Source organism: Micromonospora sp. WMMA1996, from assembly GCF_002573675.1.
In the GTDB taxonomy this organism is placed as follows: Bacteria; Actinomycetota; Actinomycetes; order Mycobacteriales; family Micromonosporaceae; genus Micromonospora; species Micromonospora sediminicola.
Genome location: NZ_PDHU01000005.1, coordinates 153,539 through 169,061 on the forward strand (window position 1 = coordinate 153,539; position 15,523 = coordinate 169,061).

Sequence of the window (15,523 nt, forward strand, 5' to 3'; positions counted from 1 at the left end):
TCATGCCACCCGGTCGGGCGCGGCGAGGACCGCGTCGAGCAGGCCCGGGTAGAGGCGGTCCAGTTCCTCGCGGCGCAGGCGCACGTAGCGGCTGGTGCCGGCGACGCGGGTGCGGGTGACGCCCGCCTCGCGCAGCACCCGGAGGTGGTGGCTGCGGGTGGCTTTGGAGACGCCGAACTCGAACGTGCCGCAGGCGTGCTCGCCGCCCCGGGCCAGCGTGCGCACGATCTGCAGTCGGACGTCGTCGGCCAGCGCCGCCAGCACCGCGGTCACCGGCACGTCGCGCAACTCGGGTTCGTGCAGTTCCATGTGACCAGGGTAACCCATGTTCGACATCCGTCGAACAACCTCCTAGAGTCGGCTTCGTTGGTTCGACGATACTCGAACATAGGAGCCGCGATGCGATCCCGTTCCGCCGCCCTCCCGCTCTTCGCGGTGCTCAGTTGGGGCGTCATGTTCCCCGTCCTGGCCAGCGCGCTCACCCGGGTGGACGCGCTCAACCTGACCACCGCCCGGTACGTGCTCGCCACCGCCGTGCTGGTCGCCCTGCTCCTGGCCCGGGAGGGGGTGACCGCCCTGACCACGCAGCGCCGTGGGGTTGAGGTGCTGCTGCTCGGCGCGCTCGGCTTCGCCGGCTTCAACACGCTCACCAACCTCGCGCTCGGGCACGCGGCCCCGCAGCAGATCGCCCTGTTCGCCGCCACCGTGCCGGTCGTCACCCAGCTGGTCCGCTGGGCGCGGGACGGCATCCGGCCCCGGCCGGCGATGCTCGGCCTCTCCCTGGTCGCGCTCGTCGGCGTCGGTCTGGTGATCACCCGCGGCCGGCTCGACGGGCTCGGCGAGTTCGGTCTCGGCGGGCTGCTCATGGTCGGCGCCGTGCTCGGCTGGGCGTTCTACACCCACGGCGCGACCCGGTTCCCCGAGTGGTCACCGCTGCGCTACACCGCGCTGACCGCCGTCGCCGGCACGATCGCCATGCTCGCCGCCAGCGCCGCCGCCGACCTCACCGGGGTCCAGCACGCCCCGCACGCCGCCGACCTCGTCGCGGTCGCCCCCCAGCTGGCGTACGCGGTGCTGGTCGCCGCCGTGGTCGCGGTGCTGGCCTGGAACACCGGCGTCCGGCGGCTCGGGGCGGCGGACGCCGCGCTGTTCATGAACCTGGTCCCGGTGACCACGTTCGCGGTGCAGATCCTGCGCGGCTACCGGCCGGGCGCGGTCGAGCTGGCCGGCGCCGGGCTGACCGTCGCCGCCCTGGTGGCGGCGAACCTGGTCACCCGTACCCCGGCCCGGCGGGCCACGACGGCGACCCCCGTGCCGGCGGCCGTGGTGGACCGGCCGGCGGTGGTCGAGCCGGTCGCGGTGGTCGGCCGCTGAGCCGGCCCACAGCGTGGGATCCCGAGGTGGCGTGGCCGTGAGCGGCGCATAGACTCGGCGGCACAACTGCATACCTCATCCAGAGGGGCTGAGGGATACGGCCCGAAGACGCCCCGGCAACCACCCGCGCGCTCGACGACGAGCGACAGCGGGCAGGTGCCAATTCCGTCCCCGCCGCACCCGGCGATGCGGGGAAAGATGAGAGGACACCCTCGACATGACGTCGACGCTTCCCGCCGCACCCGGCATCGACACCACCCGCAGCCCGGCCCGCGCCCTGGTCTGTCGCGCCTGTTCCGCGCGGTACCCGCTGGCCGCTCAGCATGCCTGCTACGAGTGCTTCGGGCCGCTGGAGGTCGACTACGACACCGCCGCCCTGGCCACCGTCACCCGGGAGCGCATCGAGGCCGGCCCGAACAGCATCTGGCGGTACGCGGACCTCCTGCCGGCCGGCCAGGACCCGGACACCCGGGTCACCCTGGACCCCGGGTTGACCCCGCTGGTGTCCGCCCCGCACCTCGCCGCCGAACTGGGCCTCACCGGCCCGCTCTGGGTCAAGGACGACAGCGCCAACCCCACCCACTCGTTCAAGGACCGGGTGGTGTCGGTGGCGCTGACCGCCGCCCGGGCGCTCGGCTTCACCCGCTACGCCTGCGCGTCCACCGGGAACCTGGCCAACTCGGTCGCCGCGCACGCCGCGCGCGCCGGCGTGCCGTCGGTGGTCTTCATCCCCGGCGACCTGGAGCAGGGCAAGGTCGTCACCACCGCGGTCTACGGCGGTGACCTGGTCGCCGTCGACGGCTCGTACGACGACGTGAACCGGCTCTGCGGCGAGCTGGTGGAGACCGACGACTTCGAGGACACCGCGTTCGTCAACGTGAACGTCCGGCCCTACTACGCCGAGGGGTCCAAGACGCTCGGCTACGAGGTGGCCGAACAGCTCGGCTGGCGGATCCCGGCCCAGGTGGTCATCCCGATGGCCAGCGGCGAGCTGCTCACCAAGATCGACAAGGCGTTCACCGAGCTGGTCGAGATCGGCCTGGTCGAGGCGCCGGCCGGCGGTTGGCGGGTGTTCGGCGCGCAGTCCGCCGGCTGCAACCCGATCGCCACCGCGCTGCACGCCGACAGCGACACCATCGTCCCGGTCAAGCCGACCGGCATCGCCAAGTCGCTGAACATCGGCGACCCGGCCGCCGGCCTCTACGCGCTGGAGGCGGTGCGCCGCACCGGCGGCTGGATGGAGTACGCCGACGACGACGAGATCCGGGCCGGCATCCGGCTGCTCGCCCGCACCACCGGCGTGTTCGCCGAGACCGCGGGCGGCGTCACGGTCGCGGTGCTGCGCAAGCTGGTGGAGTCGGGCCGGCTCGACCCGACGGCGGAGACGGTCGTCTTCAACACCGGCGAGGGTCTCAAGACGCTCGACGCGGTGGCCGCCCAGGTCGGCCCCACCCACCGCATCAAGCCCAGCCTCCGCGCCGCCCGCGACGCCGACCTCCTCACCTAAGCCTTGATCGACTCGGTCGGGCGGTGGAGGTGGGACTCGCCCGGGTGGGGGATCGGGCAGGACCGGTGGGTAACCGGCGATGTGCGGTGAGTGCCAGAAACCCACCCACAAGGACTTGACGGCAGGAACCGGACGGCGCAAGATGCTTCGTGCGGGAGGGCATCCGCCGGAGACTTTTCAAGTTCTTGCGACCCAACGCCGGAGGCGTTGTGCGGACGTCCCTCCCGACCAACCTCGCGCAGGGCCAGCGGACATCCGCTGGCCCTGTCGCCGTTCCGGCCCGATCCGCTCGCCGGCGACCGATCTTCAGTTGTGACACGCCCCTACTGATCTGGTGGCTTCCTGTTGCATGATGGCGGGCATGACGGAGACCCCGCACCCCCTGTACGACAGGCACCGCGAGACCCTCGACCGGGCGCTGACCGCGATCACGGAGCGCGGGTACTGGTCGGCCTATCCCGAGTCGCCCAGCCCTCGGGTGTACGGCGAGACCGCCGCCGCCGACGGCAAGGCCGCGTTCGAGGCGTACCTGGGCGGGGACTTCCCGCTCGACCAGCCGGGCGACGGCAGCAGCGTCGCCACCGAGGCCAGCCCGTTCGGTGTGCCGCTGGACGTGCGCTACCCGCACGCCGGCGCCGACCAGCTGGTGTCCGCCGCGACCGCCGCGCTGCCGGCCTGGCGCGACGCCGGTCCGCAGGCTCGGGCGGGGGTCTGCCTGGAGATCCTCGACCGTCTCCACAAGAACGTGTTCGAGCTGGCCAACGCCGTGCAGTTCACCAGCGGCCAGGCGTTCGTGATGGCGTTCCAGGCCGGCGGCGCGCACGCGCTGGACCGGGCGCTGGAGGCGGTCGCCTACGCGTACGCGGAGATGAGCCGCCACCCGGGGACGGCCGGCTGGGAGAAGGCCGCCGGCAAGGGCGACCCGCTGCGGATGACCAAGACGTTCCACGTGGTGCCCCGCGGCGTGGCCCTGGTCATCGGCTGCAACACGTTCCCGACCTGGAACTCGTACCCCGGTCTCTTCGCGTCGCTGGTCACCGGCAACCCGGTGGTGGTCAAGCCGCACCCGCGCGCGGTGCTGCCGCTCGCCGTCACCGTGAAGTACGCCCGGCAGGTGCTCGCCGAGGCCGGGTTCGACCCGAACCTGGTGCAGCTCGCCCCCGAGGCGCAGGGTGAGAAGCTCGCCTCGACGCTGGCCCTGCACCTGGCCGTGAAGATCGTCGACTTCACCGGCTCGACCGAGTACGGCGACTGGCTGGAGGCGAACGCCCGGCAGGCCGCCGTCTACACCGAGAAGGCCGGCCTGAACACGGTGGTGATCGACTCCACCGACGACTTCGCCGGGCTCTGCCGCAACCTCGGCTTCACACTGACGCTCTACAGCGGCCAGATGTGCACCACCTCGCAGAACCTGCTGATCCCGCGCGACGGCATCGACACCGACCAGGGGCACAAGAGCTTCGACGAGGTGGCCGCCGGGATCGCCGGCGCGGTCGCCAAGCTGACCGCCGACCCGGCCCGCGGCGTCGAGCTGACCGGCGCGATCGTCAACGACGGGGTGCTGGAGCGGTTGGAGGAGGTCACCAAGGTCGGCGAGCCGGTGCTGGAGTCGCGGTCCGTCGCGCACCCGTCCTTCCCGGGCGCGGTGGTGCGCACGCCGACCGTGGTCAAGCTGGACGCCGGGGACACGGCGACCTACTCGCGGGAGTGGTTCGGGCCGATCTCGTTCGCCATCGCCACCGACTCCACCGAGCACAGCCTGCGCATCCTGCGCGAGACGGTGGGGGAGAAGGGCGCGCTGACCGCGGCGGTCTACTCCACCGACGAGGCGGTGCTGGACGCGGCCGAGGCGGCGGCGATCGACGCCGGGGTGCACCTGTCCTGCAACCTGACCGGTGGCGTCTTCGTCAACCAGTCGGCGGCGTTCTCCGACTTCCACGGCTCCGGCGCCAACCCGGCGGCGAACTCCGCGCTGACCGACGGCGCGTACGTGGCCAACCGGTTCCGGGTCGTGCAGAGCCGCCGGCACGCGTGAAAGGCGGGGCCCCTTCTTAACGCCTCCGGTAGAGAAGGGGCCCCCGCTTAACAACCCGTCAGGCCGCGCGGCGCATCTGGAGTTCGTGCAGGCCGGGGATGCGCGGGTGCGGGACGCGTACCCCGGTGTCGGTGAAGCCCAGCTTCTGGTAGGCCCGGTAGGCGCGGTCGTTGCCGACCACCACCTCCATCATCAGCTCGGGCCGCCCGCAGGCCCGGGACCAGGCCGCCACCTCGTCGACCAGCGCGGCCAGCAGTCCGCTTCCCCGCCGGGCCGGTGTCACGTAGACCGCGTAGACCAGCGTCAGGCCCGGCTCGTCCGGCGCGGCGACCCCACCCGCGTGACCGACCAGGCGGCCGCCCGGGTCCGCCACGAACTGGGCGGTGTGGTCGCCGCGCGAGACCGCCGCCACCCGGGCGGCGAAGTCGGCGTGCGGCCGGGCCGCCGCCTCGGCCACGGTCTCCAGGAAGGCCAGCGGGCTGTCCGCGAGCATCTCCAGCCGGAGGGCGCGCATCCGGGCGGCGTCCTCCGGACGGATCCGGCGGACGGTGGTCAGGACGGTCGTGCTGGTCATGCCGCATGCATACCGGACGGTCCCCGGACGGTGTACGCGGGTGCCGTGTTCCGGGCCGGAATATGCCCGATTTGTGGTCGTGCGCGGTCGTCACGCCTCGTGTAGCGTGCGATTTCGGTCACCGATTCAGCGGCCGTCGCCGATCGCCGAAACCGGTGCGCCGCCGGTGCCGGTCCGCCGGTTCCCGGGTCTTGGAACGCCGCGCAGAGTGAGGAAGTGCACCGTGGCACAGGGCACCGTGAAGTGGTTCAACTCCGAAAAGGGCTACGGCTTCATCGCCGTCGACGGCGGGCAGGACGTGTTCGTCCACTTCTCCGCGATCGAGATGGACGGTTACAAGGCGCTGGACGACGGCCAGCGGGTCGAGTTCGAGATCGCCCAGGGCCAGAAGGGTCCGCAGGCCGAGCGGGTCCGCGTCATCGCCTGACCGGGCCTGGCCCGCCGCCGGCGGCCGAGCCACCCCGACCGGGGCTGCGGTGCGGCCTCGCACCGTGGAAGATCATGAGCCGTTCCAGCCGTTGCCGCTGAGGAGGGCCCATGTCCGACCTGCCCCCGTCGGGTTCCACCGAACCGATGCCCCCGGCGTCGTCCGGTGCGCCGACCGACCCGACCCGGTCCACGCCGCCGACCGCCGGGCCGGTGCCGGGGCAGCCGGGCCCGTCCGGATCGCCCGCACCGGCCGCCGACCCCTGGGCCCGGCCGGTCGTGCCCGAGCAGCCGGGCCCCGGCGCGACGCAGCCCGCCCACCCCGACCCCACCACCCCGGCCATGCCCCCGCCGGGTTGGCCCGCGTCGTCCGGCGCCACGCCTGCGCCGGGTTGGCCCGCGTCGTCCGGCGCCACGCCTGCGCCGGGTTGGCCCGCGTCGTCCGGGGCCACGCCTGCGCCGGGTTGGCCCGCGTCGTCCGGGGCCACGCCGCCGTCCGGCTGGCCCGCGCCGCCGGGTGACCCCTCGACGGGCTGGGGCTGGCCGGCCGGCGGGCCGGCGTATCCGGGCCACCCGATGCCCGGCGCGCCGTACCCGGCCCAGCCGATGCCCGGTGGCCACTACGGCTGGTATCCGCCCACCGACCCGAACGACCCGCTGGTCACCCCGCCGCACGCCGGTGTCGCCGGCTGGTTCTCGCGGTGTGCCGGCGCGGCGCGGCGCGGTTGGCGGCAGCTGCTGCCGATCATGTTGCTCACCCAGTGCGTCCCGGCCGCGATCATCTCGGTCCTCTCGCTCTACCTGGTGCCCACCGACGAGCCGGTGACCGGCCCGGACGGCGCTCCGGTGCTGCCCGACGGCTACCTGGAGCACGTGTTCGCCTTCTACGGCGTGGTCATGCTCGCCGCGCTGATCTTCGGCCCGGTGCAGGCCGCCGGCTGGGGCGCGGGCACGTGGGTGGTCGCCCGCCAGGCCGCCGGTGAGCCGGCCGGTCTCGGCCCGGCCCTCCGGTACGGGCTGCGCCGCGCGCTCGGTCTCTGGGGCTGGACCATCGTGGCCTCGCTGCTGATCACCGTTGGCGCGTGCCTCTGCCTGTTACCCGGTATCTACGTCGGGTTCGCGGTCGCCCTGTTCGGGCCGGTCTACCTGTTCGAGCGGCAGGAGCCGATCGGGCGGGCCTGGCGGATGTTCCACCAGCGGTTCGGCATGGTGCTGGGCCGGGTGGCGCTGGTGATGTGCGCGCTGCTCGCGGCGACCGTGCTGGACCTGGTGGTCAGCACGGTGAGCGGGGTGGTGTTCGGGGCCGATCCGACGAGCGCGCCGGGCACCACCGTCGGCGCGGTGGCGCTGGCCGTGGTCGGCGCCGCGTTGGCCGCGCCGGCCTACCTGGCGCAGCTGGTCGGGCTGGTCGTCGCGTACGCCGAACAGCGGGCGCAGGAAGGCCCGGTGAACGCGGCCCGACTGGCGGCGGAACTCGGCTGAGCGGGGCCGTCGTGCTTGCACTCGGCTAGGGAGAGTGCTAAACAAGTCATTGGCACTCGCGTACGGTGAGTGCCAGAAGGTCGGGGCGGTAGGGCCACGATCGCGCCGGTGCCCGAAGGGCGTCGGAGCGGTACGAGGCCGGTCGTCGCGGGCTGTCCGGCCCGACCGAGGAGACGTCGTCGTCGCCAGGTGGCGACGTCCCCAAGGTGCGTACACCAGACGGCCCATCCGGGCATCCGGGTGGCCCGTGAGTGTCCAGGAGGACAACGCCGTATGGCCAAGATGATCGCGTTCGACGAAGAGGCGCGCCGCGGCCTCGAGCGGGGCATGAACCAGCTCGCCGACGCCGTGAAGGTGACCCTCGGCCCCAAGGGCCGCAACGTCGTGCTCGAGAAGAAGTGGGGTGCCCCCACCATCACCAACGATGGTGTGAGCATCGCCAAGGAGATCGAGCTCGAGGACCCGTACGAGAAGATCGGCGCCGAGCTGGTCAAGGAGGTCGCGAAGAAGACCGACGACGTCGCCGGTGACGGCACGACGACGGCGACCGTCCTGGCCCAGGCCCTGGTCCGTGAGGGTCTGCGCAACGTGGCCGCCGGCGCCAACCCGATGGCCCTGAAGCGGGGCATCGAGGCCGCCGTCGCCAACGTCTCGGAGGAGCTGCTCAAGCTCGCCAAGGACGTGGAGACCAAGGAGCAGATCGCCTCCACCGCCTCCATCTCCGCCGCCGACCCCAGCGTCGGTGAGATCATCGCCGAGGCGATGGACAAGGTGGGCAAGGAAGGCGTCATCACCGTCGAGGAGAGCAACACCTTCGGCCTGGAGCTCGAGCTCACCGAGGGCATGCGCTTCGACAAGGGCTACATCTCCGCCTACTTCATGACCGACCCGGAGCGTATGGAGGCCGTCTTCGACGACCCCTACATCCTGATCGTCAACAGCAAGATCTCGTCGGTGAAGGACCTGCTCCCGATCCTGGAGAAGGTCATGCAGTCGGGCAAGCCGCTGCTGATCATCGCCGAGGACCTGGAGGGCGAGGCCCTCGCCACCCTGGTGGTCAACAAGGTCCGGGGCACCTTCAAGTCGGTCGCCGTCAAGGCGCCGGGCTTCGGTGACCGCCGCAAGGCCATGCTGACCGACATCGCCATCCTCACCGGTGGCCAGGTCATCAGCGAGGAGGTCGGCCTCAAGCTGGACGCGACCGGCCTCGAGATGCTGGGCCGCGCCCGCAAGGTCGTGGTGACCAAGGACGAGACCACCATCGTCGACGGTGCCGGCGACGCCGAGCAGATCCAGGGCCGGGTGAACCAGATCCGGGCCGAGATCGACAAGAGCGACTCCGACTACGACCGGGAGAAGCTGCAGGAGCGTCTGGCCAAGCTGGCCGGCGGTGTTGCGGTGATCAAGGTCGGCGCGGCCACCGAGGTCGAGCTGAAGGAGCGCAAGCACCGCATCGAGGACGCTGTCCGCAACGCGAAGGCCGCCGTCGAGGAGGGCATCGTCCCGGGTGGTGGCGTCGCGCTGGTGCAGGCCGGCAAGACCGCCTTCGACAAGCTGGACCTGGCCGGCGACGAGGCCACCGGCGCGCAGATCGTCAAGATCGCGCTGGACGCCCCGCTGCGGCAGATCGCCGTCAACGCCGGCATGGAGGGTGGCGTCGTCGTCGAGCGGGTCCGCAACCTCGACCCGGGTCACGGCCTCAACGCCGCGACCGGCGAGTACGTGGACCTGCTGGCCGCGGGCATCATCGACCCGGCCAAGGTGACGCGTTCCGCGCTGCAGAACGCCGCCTCGATCGCCGCGCTGTTCCTCACCACCGAGGCCGTCGTGGCGGACAAGCCGGAGAAGACCCCGGCCGCCCCGGCTGGTCCGGGTGGCGGGGAGATGGACTTCTGAGTCCAGCTCCATCCCGTACGCCGAAGGGGGCGGGCCGCGTCAAGCGGTCCGCCCCCTTTCCGCGTACGTGTCAGGTGGGCAGCGGGCGTTGGTTGCGGCGCTTCTTCGCCCGGTCGTACGGGGGCGGCAGCCACCTCGGTTCGTCCACCGGTTGCCGTGGCTCCTCCACGGGTGGCTGGTCGGCCCCGGCCAGCTCGGCGAGCTGTTCGGCGTCGCCGACGTCGAGCCGGTCGAACGGGAGCTGCCCGGGAAGCTCGTCGGTCGGGCGTCGGCCCGTGGCCGGGTCGTCGGCCCGTTCGTCATCCGTGCTCATGCACCGCCTCCTCCTGCCTACCGACCGTAGGGCCCGGGTGACGCCAGGGAGGGTGAACGGCGTTATGCCCTTTTGATGGCTTTCCGGTAGAGGAAGAAGACGCGCTCGATCCGGGCGCCCGCCGCGCCGGAGTAGAACGGCACCGGGCCCACCCAGCCGATCTGCGCCGCGCCGATCCCGGACGCCGCCTGGTCCCGCAGGCATCGGCGCAGCAGCACCCCGCCGATGCCGGACCCCTCGGCCGCCGGGGCGGTGCCCATCGGCCCGAACCAGCTCGGTCGCGCCGACCCCCAGGCCGCGAAGCCGAGGATCTCCCCGTCCCGTTCGGCCAGGTGCGCGCCCGCGTCCGGGCGACCCACCGAACCGGCCAGCTCGCCGTCCCAGGTGCCGCCGAACGTGGCCCGGGCGAACGCGGTCAACGCCGGCAGGTCCGCCGGTCCGGCCCGACGTACGGTCACGCCCCGCCCGGCCAGCCGCTGCTCGGCGGCCTCGGTGGAGCGCAGCGCCGGCGACCCCTCGGTCAGCTCGGCGGTCATGTTCCAGGCCGTCCGGTCCTGCCGGAAGCCGAGCCGTGACGCGGCGCAGACCGCCGGCGTGTAACGCACGTCGATCCCCGGCCAGGCGTAGTGCGGCGGGTTGCCGGCCAGCAGCAGCTCGGCGGCGCCGAGCGCGGCCAGCCGGGCCTCCGCCTCCGCGAGCAGCGCGCCACCGACCCCCTGGCGGCGTTCCGCCGGGGCCACCGCGACCAGGTCGACGTGGCCGAGCCGGGGATCGGTCGCCGACAGCGAACCCACCAGCACCCCGACCAGGTTGCCGTCGCGTACCGCGCCGAGCCGCAGCACGGTCCGGTCGGCCGCGGCCCGGTCGGCGAGCGTGGTCACCACGGCCGACGCCTCGGCCGCGTCCTCCGGCAGGTCGAGCGACCGCCGGCAGAGTTCGACGACCTCGGGCAGGCGGTCCCGGCCCAGCTCGATGATCTCCACGTCCATGGTCGCCGACCCTAGGTCATCGGCGCCGCAATGGACAGGGTTCCTAACCGCTGGAGGCCGCCCGGGCGGCCCGCACCGCCGCGTACGCGTCGACCAGGCCCGCGCCGACCAGGTCGCGGGTGCCCCCGCAGGGCGCGCCGGCGGGGACCGTGGCCGGGGTGGCCGTGTCGGCGAGGATCCGCCGGGTCCGGTCCAGGTCGCCGACCAGCGCCGGGTTGGCCGACCACATCAGCGCCACCACGCCGGCCACCTGCGGCGTCGCCATCGACGTGCCGTCCAGGGTGGCGTAACCACCGCCGGGGAACGCCGACGGCACCGCCGCGCCCGGGGCCACCAGATCGGGCTTGCCGGCCGTTGCGGCCGGGCCCCGGCTGGAGAAGTCGGTGAGCCGGCGGCTCCGGTCGACCGCGCCGACCGTGAGCACGTCCGGGTACGGCGCCGGCGGGTCGACGATCGACCCGCAGTGCGGACCGGTGTTGCCGGCGGCGGCCACCACCAGGATGCCGGCGGCGGCCAGCGCGGCGGTGGCCGGGCGCAGCGCCCCCGGGTCGCAGCCCTCCAGCGGCGGGCAGCCCCACGAGTTGGTCAGCACGTCCGGGGCGCGCGCCGGACGGCCGTCGGTGAACGGGTCCCCGCCAGGCGGGAACGGGGCCAGCATGAACTGGAGGCAGTCGAGGTAGCGGGCCGGGCTGCCCAGGTTGCGGTCCAGGTTGACGCAGCCCACCCAGCGCGCCCCGGGCGCCACCCCGATCCCGTCGCGGCCGACCGCGCTGCCCAGCGTGTGGGTGCCGTGGCCGCCCCGGTCGGCCGGTGCGCGACGGTGCTCCCACGGGTCGTACCAGGAGTCGTCGCCGCCCCGGAATCCGGCGGCGAGCGCCGGGTGCCGGCCGTCCACCCCGGAGTCCGAGCTACCCACCACCACGCCGGTGCCGGTGACGCCCAGCTCCGACCAGACCCGGTCCGCCCCGATCAGCGACACGTTCCAGGTCGGACCGGTCGGCGCCGGGGCGTCGCCCCGGGCCGGCGGCGCCGCCGCGGGCAACGGGCGCGGGCGCTGGCCGACCAGCACCCGGGCCACCTCGGGGCGGCCGGAGAGCCACGCCCGCACCGCCGGCCCGCCGTCCGTCTCGATCGCGTTGACCAGGTAGTAGGGCGTCGGGTTCAGGCGCAGTCCGCGCAGCGTGCGGCGCAGGTCGCCCTGCGTCCGGTCGGCGGTGGCGACCAGCCGCCGGTAGACCTCGGCGGCCCGCGCGTCCCGTCCCGCCCGGCCCGGCGCGCCGGCCGGCAGGCCGCTCAGGTCGGCCTGCTCGCGCAGCACCACCAGCAGCCGCTCGCCGTACAGGCCCGGTTGGCCGGGCACCACGTACACCACCGCCACGGCGGCCAGCAGCGCGCCGGCGGCCAGCGCGGCCGGACCGCGCCGGGGCGCGCCGGCGCGGCTCCGGGCGAACAGCACGCCGTACCCGACGGCGAGCAGCGCCGCGACGGCGAACCCGGCGCCGGTGCCGACCGCGACCCAGTACGGCACGTCGCGGGCGGTGGCCAGCAGGAGCGTGACCTCCTCCGGGTCGGTGAAGGCCAGCGGTCCGGCGAGCGCCAGACCGACCAGCCAGCGCGCCGGCGCCGAGCCGGCCGGCCGGCCGCCGCGCCGGGCCGCGGCGTCCAGCGCGCCCAGCACGAAACCGAGCGGCGGCAGCAGGACCAGCGCCGGGAGCTGCGCGCCGGACTGCCCGGCCCCGGCCGCCAGCAACGTCAGCGTGACGCCGGCGACCAGGCCGCCGAGCAGCGCCGCCCGGACCGGCCGGCGCGCCGACCCGGTGCCGAACGCGGTCCAGAACCCGGGACCGAGCAGCACCCCCGCCAGGACGCCGAGCGCGGCGGCGGCCAGCCCGGCGAGCAGCGTCTCCAGCACCCCGCCCAGCGCGCCGATCCAGGCCCAGGGCAGCAGCGTGGCCAGCCCGGCGGCGATCGCCAGCAACGGCACCGCCCCGAACCGCCCGCCCCGGCCCGCCTCCCCGGTCGCCGCCGGAGGGACGACCGGGCGACGGCGGGTGAGCCGCTCCGCGACGAACGCGAGCAGCGCGGCGGTCACCGCCAGCGCCCCCAGGTACGCCTCGTGGTGCACCGGCGGCACCACCCGGAGCAACGTCGCCGCGCCGAGCGCGAGTACCCCGGCGGTCCAGGCGCGGCCGGTCGCCCGCAGGGCCGGTGAGCGGGGCGCCAGCGCCAACGCCAGTGCGGGCGCGCCGACCAGCAGCACGGTGGCCGCCGCCACCACCGGCCACACCGCCAGGGCCCGGTCCAGCCCGCTGACCAGCACCACCTGGTCGACCAACCAGCCGGTGACCTGGCCGGGCACGGTGACCAGCACGGCCCACAGGCCGGTCAGCACCGCCGCGACGACCGGCCACGGCCCGGTCTCGCGGGGCGGTGGCGGGGGTACGGGAACAGCGGGCGGGCCGGTGAGCATGGTCATCACGGTACGGCCGGGACGTGTCGCGGTGGCGCGGGGACGGTTACCGTGGACGGGTGCGCGACCCCAACGTGTCCCGATCCGAGGCCGGTCAGCTCTCCGCCGAGCGCCGCGCCGACGACCTGCGCCGGCTCCGCGCCGAGCGGTTCGACGTGCTGGTCATCGGCGGTGGCGTCACCGGTGCGGGCGCCGCGCTGGACGCCGCGTCCCGGGGCCTGAAGGTCGCTTTGGTCGAGGCGCGCGACTATGCCGCCGGCACCTCCAGTCGGTCCAGCAAGCTCATCCACGGTGGCCTGCGCTACCTGGAGCAGTTGGAGTTCCACCTGGTCCACGAGGCGCTGACCGAACGCGGGCTGCTGGCCACCCGGCTCGCCCCGCACCTGGTCCGCCCGGTGCCGATCCTGGTGCCGCTGCCGGCCGAGGGCGGCGCCCGTGACGTGCCTCGACGGATCTTCCGCCGCTCCTACTACGGGCTCGGCGTGGCCGCCTACGACGTGTTCGCCGGAGTGTTCGGCGGGGGCCGCGGGATGCCGCTGCACCGGCACCTTACCCGCGAGGGCGCCCGGCGGATCTTTCCCAGCCTCCGGCCGGACACGCTGGCCGGCGCGATCCGCTACTACGACGGCCAGGTCGACGACGCCCGCCTCGTGGTGACGCTGGCCCGCACCGCGGCCAGCCTCGGCGCGACAGTGGTCACCAGTGCCCGGGCGGTCGGCCTGATCCGCCAGGCCCGCGAGGTGACCGGCGTCCGGGTGCGCGACCTGGAGGCGCCGGCCGACGCGCCGGACGCCGAGTTCGAGGTACGCGCGCGCACCGTGATCGCCGCGACCGGCGTGTGGAGCGACGACATGTCGCGGATGCTCAACGACGTCGGGCTCCGCCCCAAGCTGCGGGTCCGGGCCTCCAAGGGCGTGCACCTCGTGGTGCCCCGCTCGGCCATCGTCGGCGAGACCGGGCTGATCCTGCGTACCGCGACGAGCGTACTGTTCGTCATCCCGTGGGGCGGCCACTGGATCATCGGCACCACCGACACCGACTGGCAGCTCGACCGGTCCCACCCGGCCGCGACCGCGGGCGACATCGACTACCTGCTGTCGCAGGTCAACACCGTGCTGGACCGGCCGTTGACCACCGCCGACATCGAGGGCGTCTACGCCGGGCTGCGACCGCTGCTGGCCGGCGAGGCGGACTCCACCTCCAAGCTCTCCCGGGAGCACGCCGTGGTGGAGCCGATGCTCGGCCTGTTGCTGGTGGCCGGCGGCAAGTACACGACCTACCGGGTGATGGCCGCCGACGTGGTCGACCGGGCCATGCACCGGCTCGGGCAGTCCCGGCCGTCGCGCACCGCCGACCTGCCGCTGCTCGGCGCCGACGGGTACGCGGCCCTGTGGCGGGACCGGGCCGACCTGGCCCGCCGGCACGGGGTGGCGGTCGGCGTGGTCGAGCACCTGCTGGAGCGCTACGGCAACCTCACCCTGGACCTGCTCGCCCTGGTCGACGCCGACCCGTTGCTCGGCTCGCCGCTGGCCGGCGCGCCGGAGTACCTGGCCGCCGAGGTGACGTACGCGGCCCGCGCCGAGGGCGCGCTGCACCTGGAGGACGTGCTCACCCGGCGTACCCGGATCTCCATCGAGACCAGTCATCGCGGAATGGAGTCGGCCGAGCACACCGCGGAGTTGATGGGCGCGGTGCTCGGCTGGGACGCGGCGACCCGGGCCCGGGAGGTCGCCCACTACCGGGCGCGGGTCGAGGCCGAGCGGGCGTCGCAGCTCATGTCGGACGACGTCGCGGCCGACGCGGCGCGGCTCGGCGCGCCGGACGTGCGCGGTTTCGCCGCCGACCGGGGGACCGAACTCCCCACCTCGCCGCGCTGAGAAAACCGGAACCCCTACCGGCCGCTCGGCCGGTGGTGCGCGCTACCTACGGAAGTGTAGGTTTCCCGCGTGGTTCGCCCAACCTGGTCGCGCGTCGCCGCCCTCTCCGCCGGCATTCTGCTGGCGACCACCCTGACCGGCTGCACACTCTTCGGCCGGGCCGAAGGGGCCACCACACCCGGTCAGCAGGGCTCCGCCGCACCGACCCCGGCCGGGAAACGTGTCTCCCTGGTGCAGCGGCTGGGTGCGGACGGGCCGGTCCGCACGCTCGACGTGGACCCGACCGGCCGGTGGCAGTGCCGTGACTGCGCTGGCGACGGTGTCGACGCGACCGGCACGCTCAACCCCGAGCAGACGCAGCGGTTGCAGCAGATGCTCACCGACCCGGCGCTGGTCGGGGAGACCGACCAGGCGCGGCAGTACAAGCAGGGCTGCATCGGCGTGCTGACCTCGACGCTGCTCGTCCCGCCCGGGCTGACCGTGACCATCCAGGACTGCCCGGGCGAGCCGAAGCCGACGGTCGCCTACGACGTGCTGCTGCTGCTCACCCAGGCGACCCCGGCCGAGGACAAGGGCTGAC

The 15,523-nt window shown here is 74.1% G+C and carries 13 protein-coding genes and 1 riboswitch; of the genes, 8 read left to right on the plus strand and 5 right to left on the minus strand.

Annotation, left to right across the window (positions count from 1 at the left end; translation table 11 throughout):
- Nucleotides 1–309 (minus strand): helix-turn-helix transcriptional regulator, encoded by a 309-nt coding sequence (locus tag COO58_RS26255; protein ID WP_091569089.1) that lies wholly within the window; start codon nucleotides 307–309, stop codon nucleotides 1–3.
- Between the two features lie 90 nt (nucleotides 310–399).
- Here COO58_RS26255 and COO58_RS26260 point away from each other — a divergent pair, with 90 nt between their 5' ends.
- The 3 genes from COO58_RS26260 (at nucleotide 400) to paaN (ending at nucleotide 4,916) form a co-directional block, all read left to right on the plus strand.
- The gene (locus COO58_RS26260; protein ID WP_098747686.1) at nucleotides 400–1,374 is read left to right on the plus strand and encodes a DMT family transporter; all 975 of its coding nucleotides are present in this window, start codon (nucleotides 400–402) and stop codon (nucleotides 1,372–1,374) included.
- Nucleotides 1,375–1,446: 72 nt separating this feature from the next.
- Nucleotides 1,447–1,579: riboswitch (SAM riboswitch) on the plus strand.
- Between the two features lie 12 nt (nucleotides 1,580–1,591).
- Nucleotides 1,592–2,881, plus strand: coding sequence for a threonine synthase (gene thrC, locus COO58_RS26265; protein ID WP_091569094.1), 1,290 nt, complete (start codon nucleotides 1,592–1,594; stop codon nucleotides 2,879–2,881).
- 361 nt (nucleotides 2,882–3,242) lie between these two features.
- The gene (gene paaN / locus COO58_RS26270) at nucleotides 3,243–4,916 is read left to right on the plus strand and encodes a phenylacetic acid degradation protein PaaN (protein WP_176558982.1); all 1,674 of its coding nucleotides are present in this window, start codon (nucleotides 3,243–3,245) and stop codon (nucleotides 4,914–4,916) included.
- 58 nt (nucleotides 4,917–4,974) lie between these two features.
- On the opposite strand, the gene COO58_RS26275 is transcribed toward paaN, so the two are convergent.
- Entirely contained in the window at nucleotides 4,975–5,490 is a 516-nt protein-coding gene (locus COO58_RS26275; RefSeq protein WP_091569099.1) for a GNAT family N-acetyltransferase, read from the minus strand.
- Nucleotides 5,491–5,713: 223 nt separating this feature from the next.
- Here COO58_RS26275 and COO58_RS26280 point away from each other — a divergent pair, with 223 nt between their 5' ends.
- The 3 genes from COO58_RS26280 (at nucleotide 5,714) to groL (ending at nucleotide 9,294) form a co-directional block, all read left to right on the plus strand.
- A complete protein-coding gene (locus COO58_RS26280; RefSeq protein ID WP_067305333.1) occupies nucleotides 5,714–5,917 on the plus strand; it encodes a cold-shock protein in 204 nt (67 codons plus the stop codon).
- Nucleotides 5,918–6,027: 110 nt separating this feature from the next.
- Nucleotides 6,028–7,398: a hypothetical protein gene (locus COO58_RS26285; RefSeq protein WP_098747689.1), complete on the plus strand. Its 1,371-nt coding sequence runs from the start codon at nucleotides 6,028–6,030 to the stop codon at nucleotides 7,396–7,398.
- A 273-nt stretch (nucleotides 7,399–7,671) separates the two neighbouring features.
- Nucleotides 7,672–9,294, plus strand: coding sequence for a chaperonin GroEL (groL, locus tag COO58_RS26290; RefSeq protein ID WP_018787968.1), 1,623 nt, complete (start codon nucleotides 7,672–7,674; stop codon nucleotides 9,292–9,294).
- A 70-nt stretch (nucleotides 9,295–9,364) separates the two neighbouring features.
- Here the strand turns inward: groL and COO58_RS26295 are convergent, their stop codons facing one another.
- From COO58_RS26295 to COO58_RS26305, 3 genes are all read right to left on the minus strand, one after another.
- Nucleotides 9,365–9,607: a hypothetical protein gene (locus COO58_RS26295; RefSeq protein ID WP_091569104.1), complete on the minus strand. Its 243-nt coding sequence runs from the start codon at nucleotides 9,605–9,607 to the stop codon at nucleotides 9,365–9,367.
- Nucleotides 9,608–9,669: 62 nt separating this feature from the next.
- Nucleotides 9,670–10,596: a GNAT family N-acetyltransferase gene (locus COO58_RS26300; protein ID WP_098747691.1), complete on the minus strand. Its 927-nt coding sequence runs from the start codon at nucleotides 10,594–10,596 to the stop codon at nucleotides 9,670–9,672.
- A gap of 43 nt (nucleotides 10,597–10,639) precedes the next feature.
- Nucleotides 10,640–13,072, minus strand: coding sequence for a S8 family serine peptidase (locus COO58_RS26305; RefSeq protein ID WP_098747693.1), 2,433 nt, complete (start codon nucleotides 13,070–13,072; stop codon nucleotides 10,640–10,642).
- A 68-nt stretch (nucleotides 13,073–13,140) separates the two neighbouring features.
- On the opposite strand from COO58_RS26305, the gene COO58_RS26310 reads away from it, so the two are divergent.
- Together COO58_RS26310 and COO58_RS26315 are read left to right on the plus strand one after the other, a co-directional pair.
- Entirely contained in the window at nucleotides 13,141–14,943 is a 1,803-nt protein-coding gene (locus tag COO58_RS26310) for a glycerol-3-phosphate dehydrogenase/oxidase (protein WP_098747877.1), read from the plus strand.
- A gap of 69 nt (nucleotides 14,944–15,012) precedes the next feature.
- Nucleotides 15,013–15,522, plus strand: coding sequence for a hypothetical protein (locus COO58_RS26315; RefSeq protein ID WP_091569111.1), 510 nt, complete (start codon nucleotides 15,013–15,015; stop codon nucleotides 15,520–15,522).
- Nucleotide 15,523: the final 1 nt, after the last annotated feature.

What these genes read in the sequence shown, in the direction of transcription:
- COO58_RS26255 (WP_091569089.1), bottom strand. Translation starts at nt 309, where the DNA reads ATGGAACTGCACGAACCCGAGTTGCGCGACGTGCCGGTGACCGCGGTG.
- COO58_RS26260 (WP_098747686.1), top strand. Translation starts at nt 400, where the DNA reads ATGCGATCCCGTTCCGCCGCCCTCCCGCTCTTCGCGGTGCTCAGTTGG.
- thrC (WP_091569094.1), top strand. Translation starts at nt 1,592, where the DNA reads ATGACGTCGACGCTTCCCGCCGCACCCGGCATCGACACCACCCGCAGC.
- paaN (WP_176558982.1), top strand. Translation starts at nt 3,243, where the DNA reads ATGACGGAGACCCCGCACCCCCTGTACGACAGGCACCGCGAGACCCTC.
- COO58_RS26275 (WP_091569099.1), bottom strand. Translation starts at nt 5,490, where the DNA reads ATGACCAGCACGACCGTCCTGACCACCGTCCGCCGGATCCGTCCGGAG.
- COO58_RS26285 (WP_098747689.1), top strand. Translation starts at nt 6,028, where the DNA reads ATGTCCGACCTGCCCCCGTCGGGTTCCACCGAACCGATGCCCCCGGCG.
- groL (WP_018787968.1), top strand. Translation starts at nt 7,672, where the DNA reads ATGGCCAAGATGATCGCGTTCGACGAAGAGGCGCGCCGCGGCCTCGAG.
- COO58_RS26295 (WP_091569104.1), bottom strand. Translation starts at nt 9,607, where the DNA reads ATGAGCACGGATGACGAACGGGCCGACGACCCGGCCACGGGCCGACGC.
- COO58_RS26300 (WP_098747691.1), bottom strand. Translation starts at nt 10,596, where the DNA reads ATGGACGTGGAGATCATCGAGCTGGGCCGGGACCGCCTGCCCGAGGTC.
- COO58_RS26305 (WP_098747693.1), bottom strand. Translation starts at nt 13,072, where the DNA reads ATGACCATGCTCACCGGCCCGCCCGCTGTTCCCGTACCCCCGCCACCG.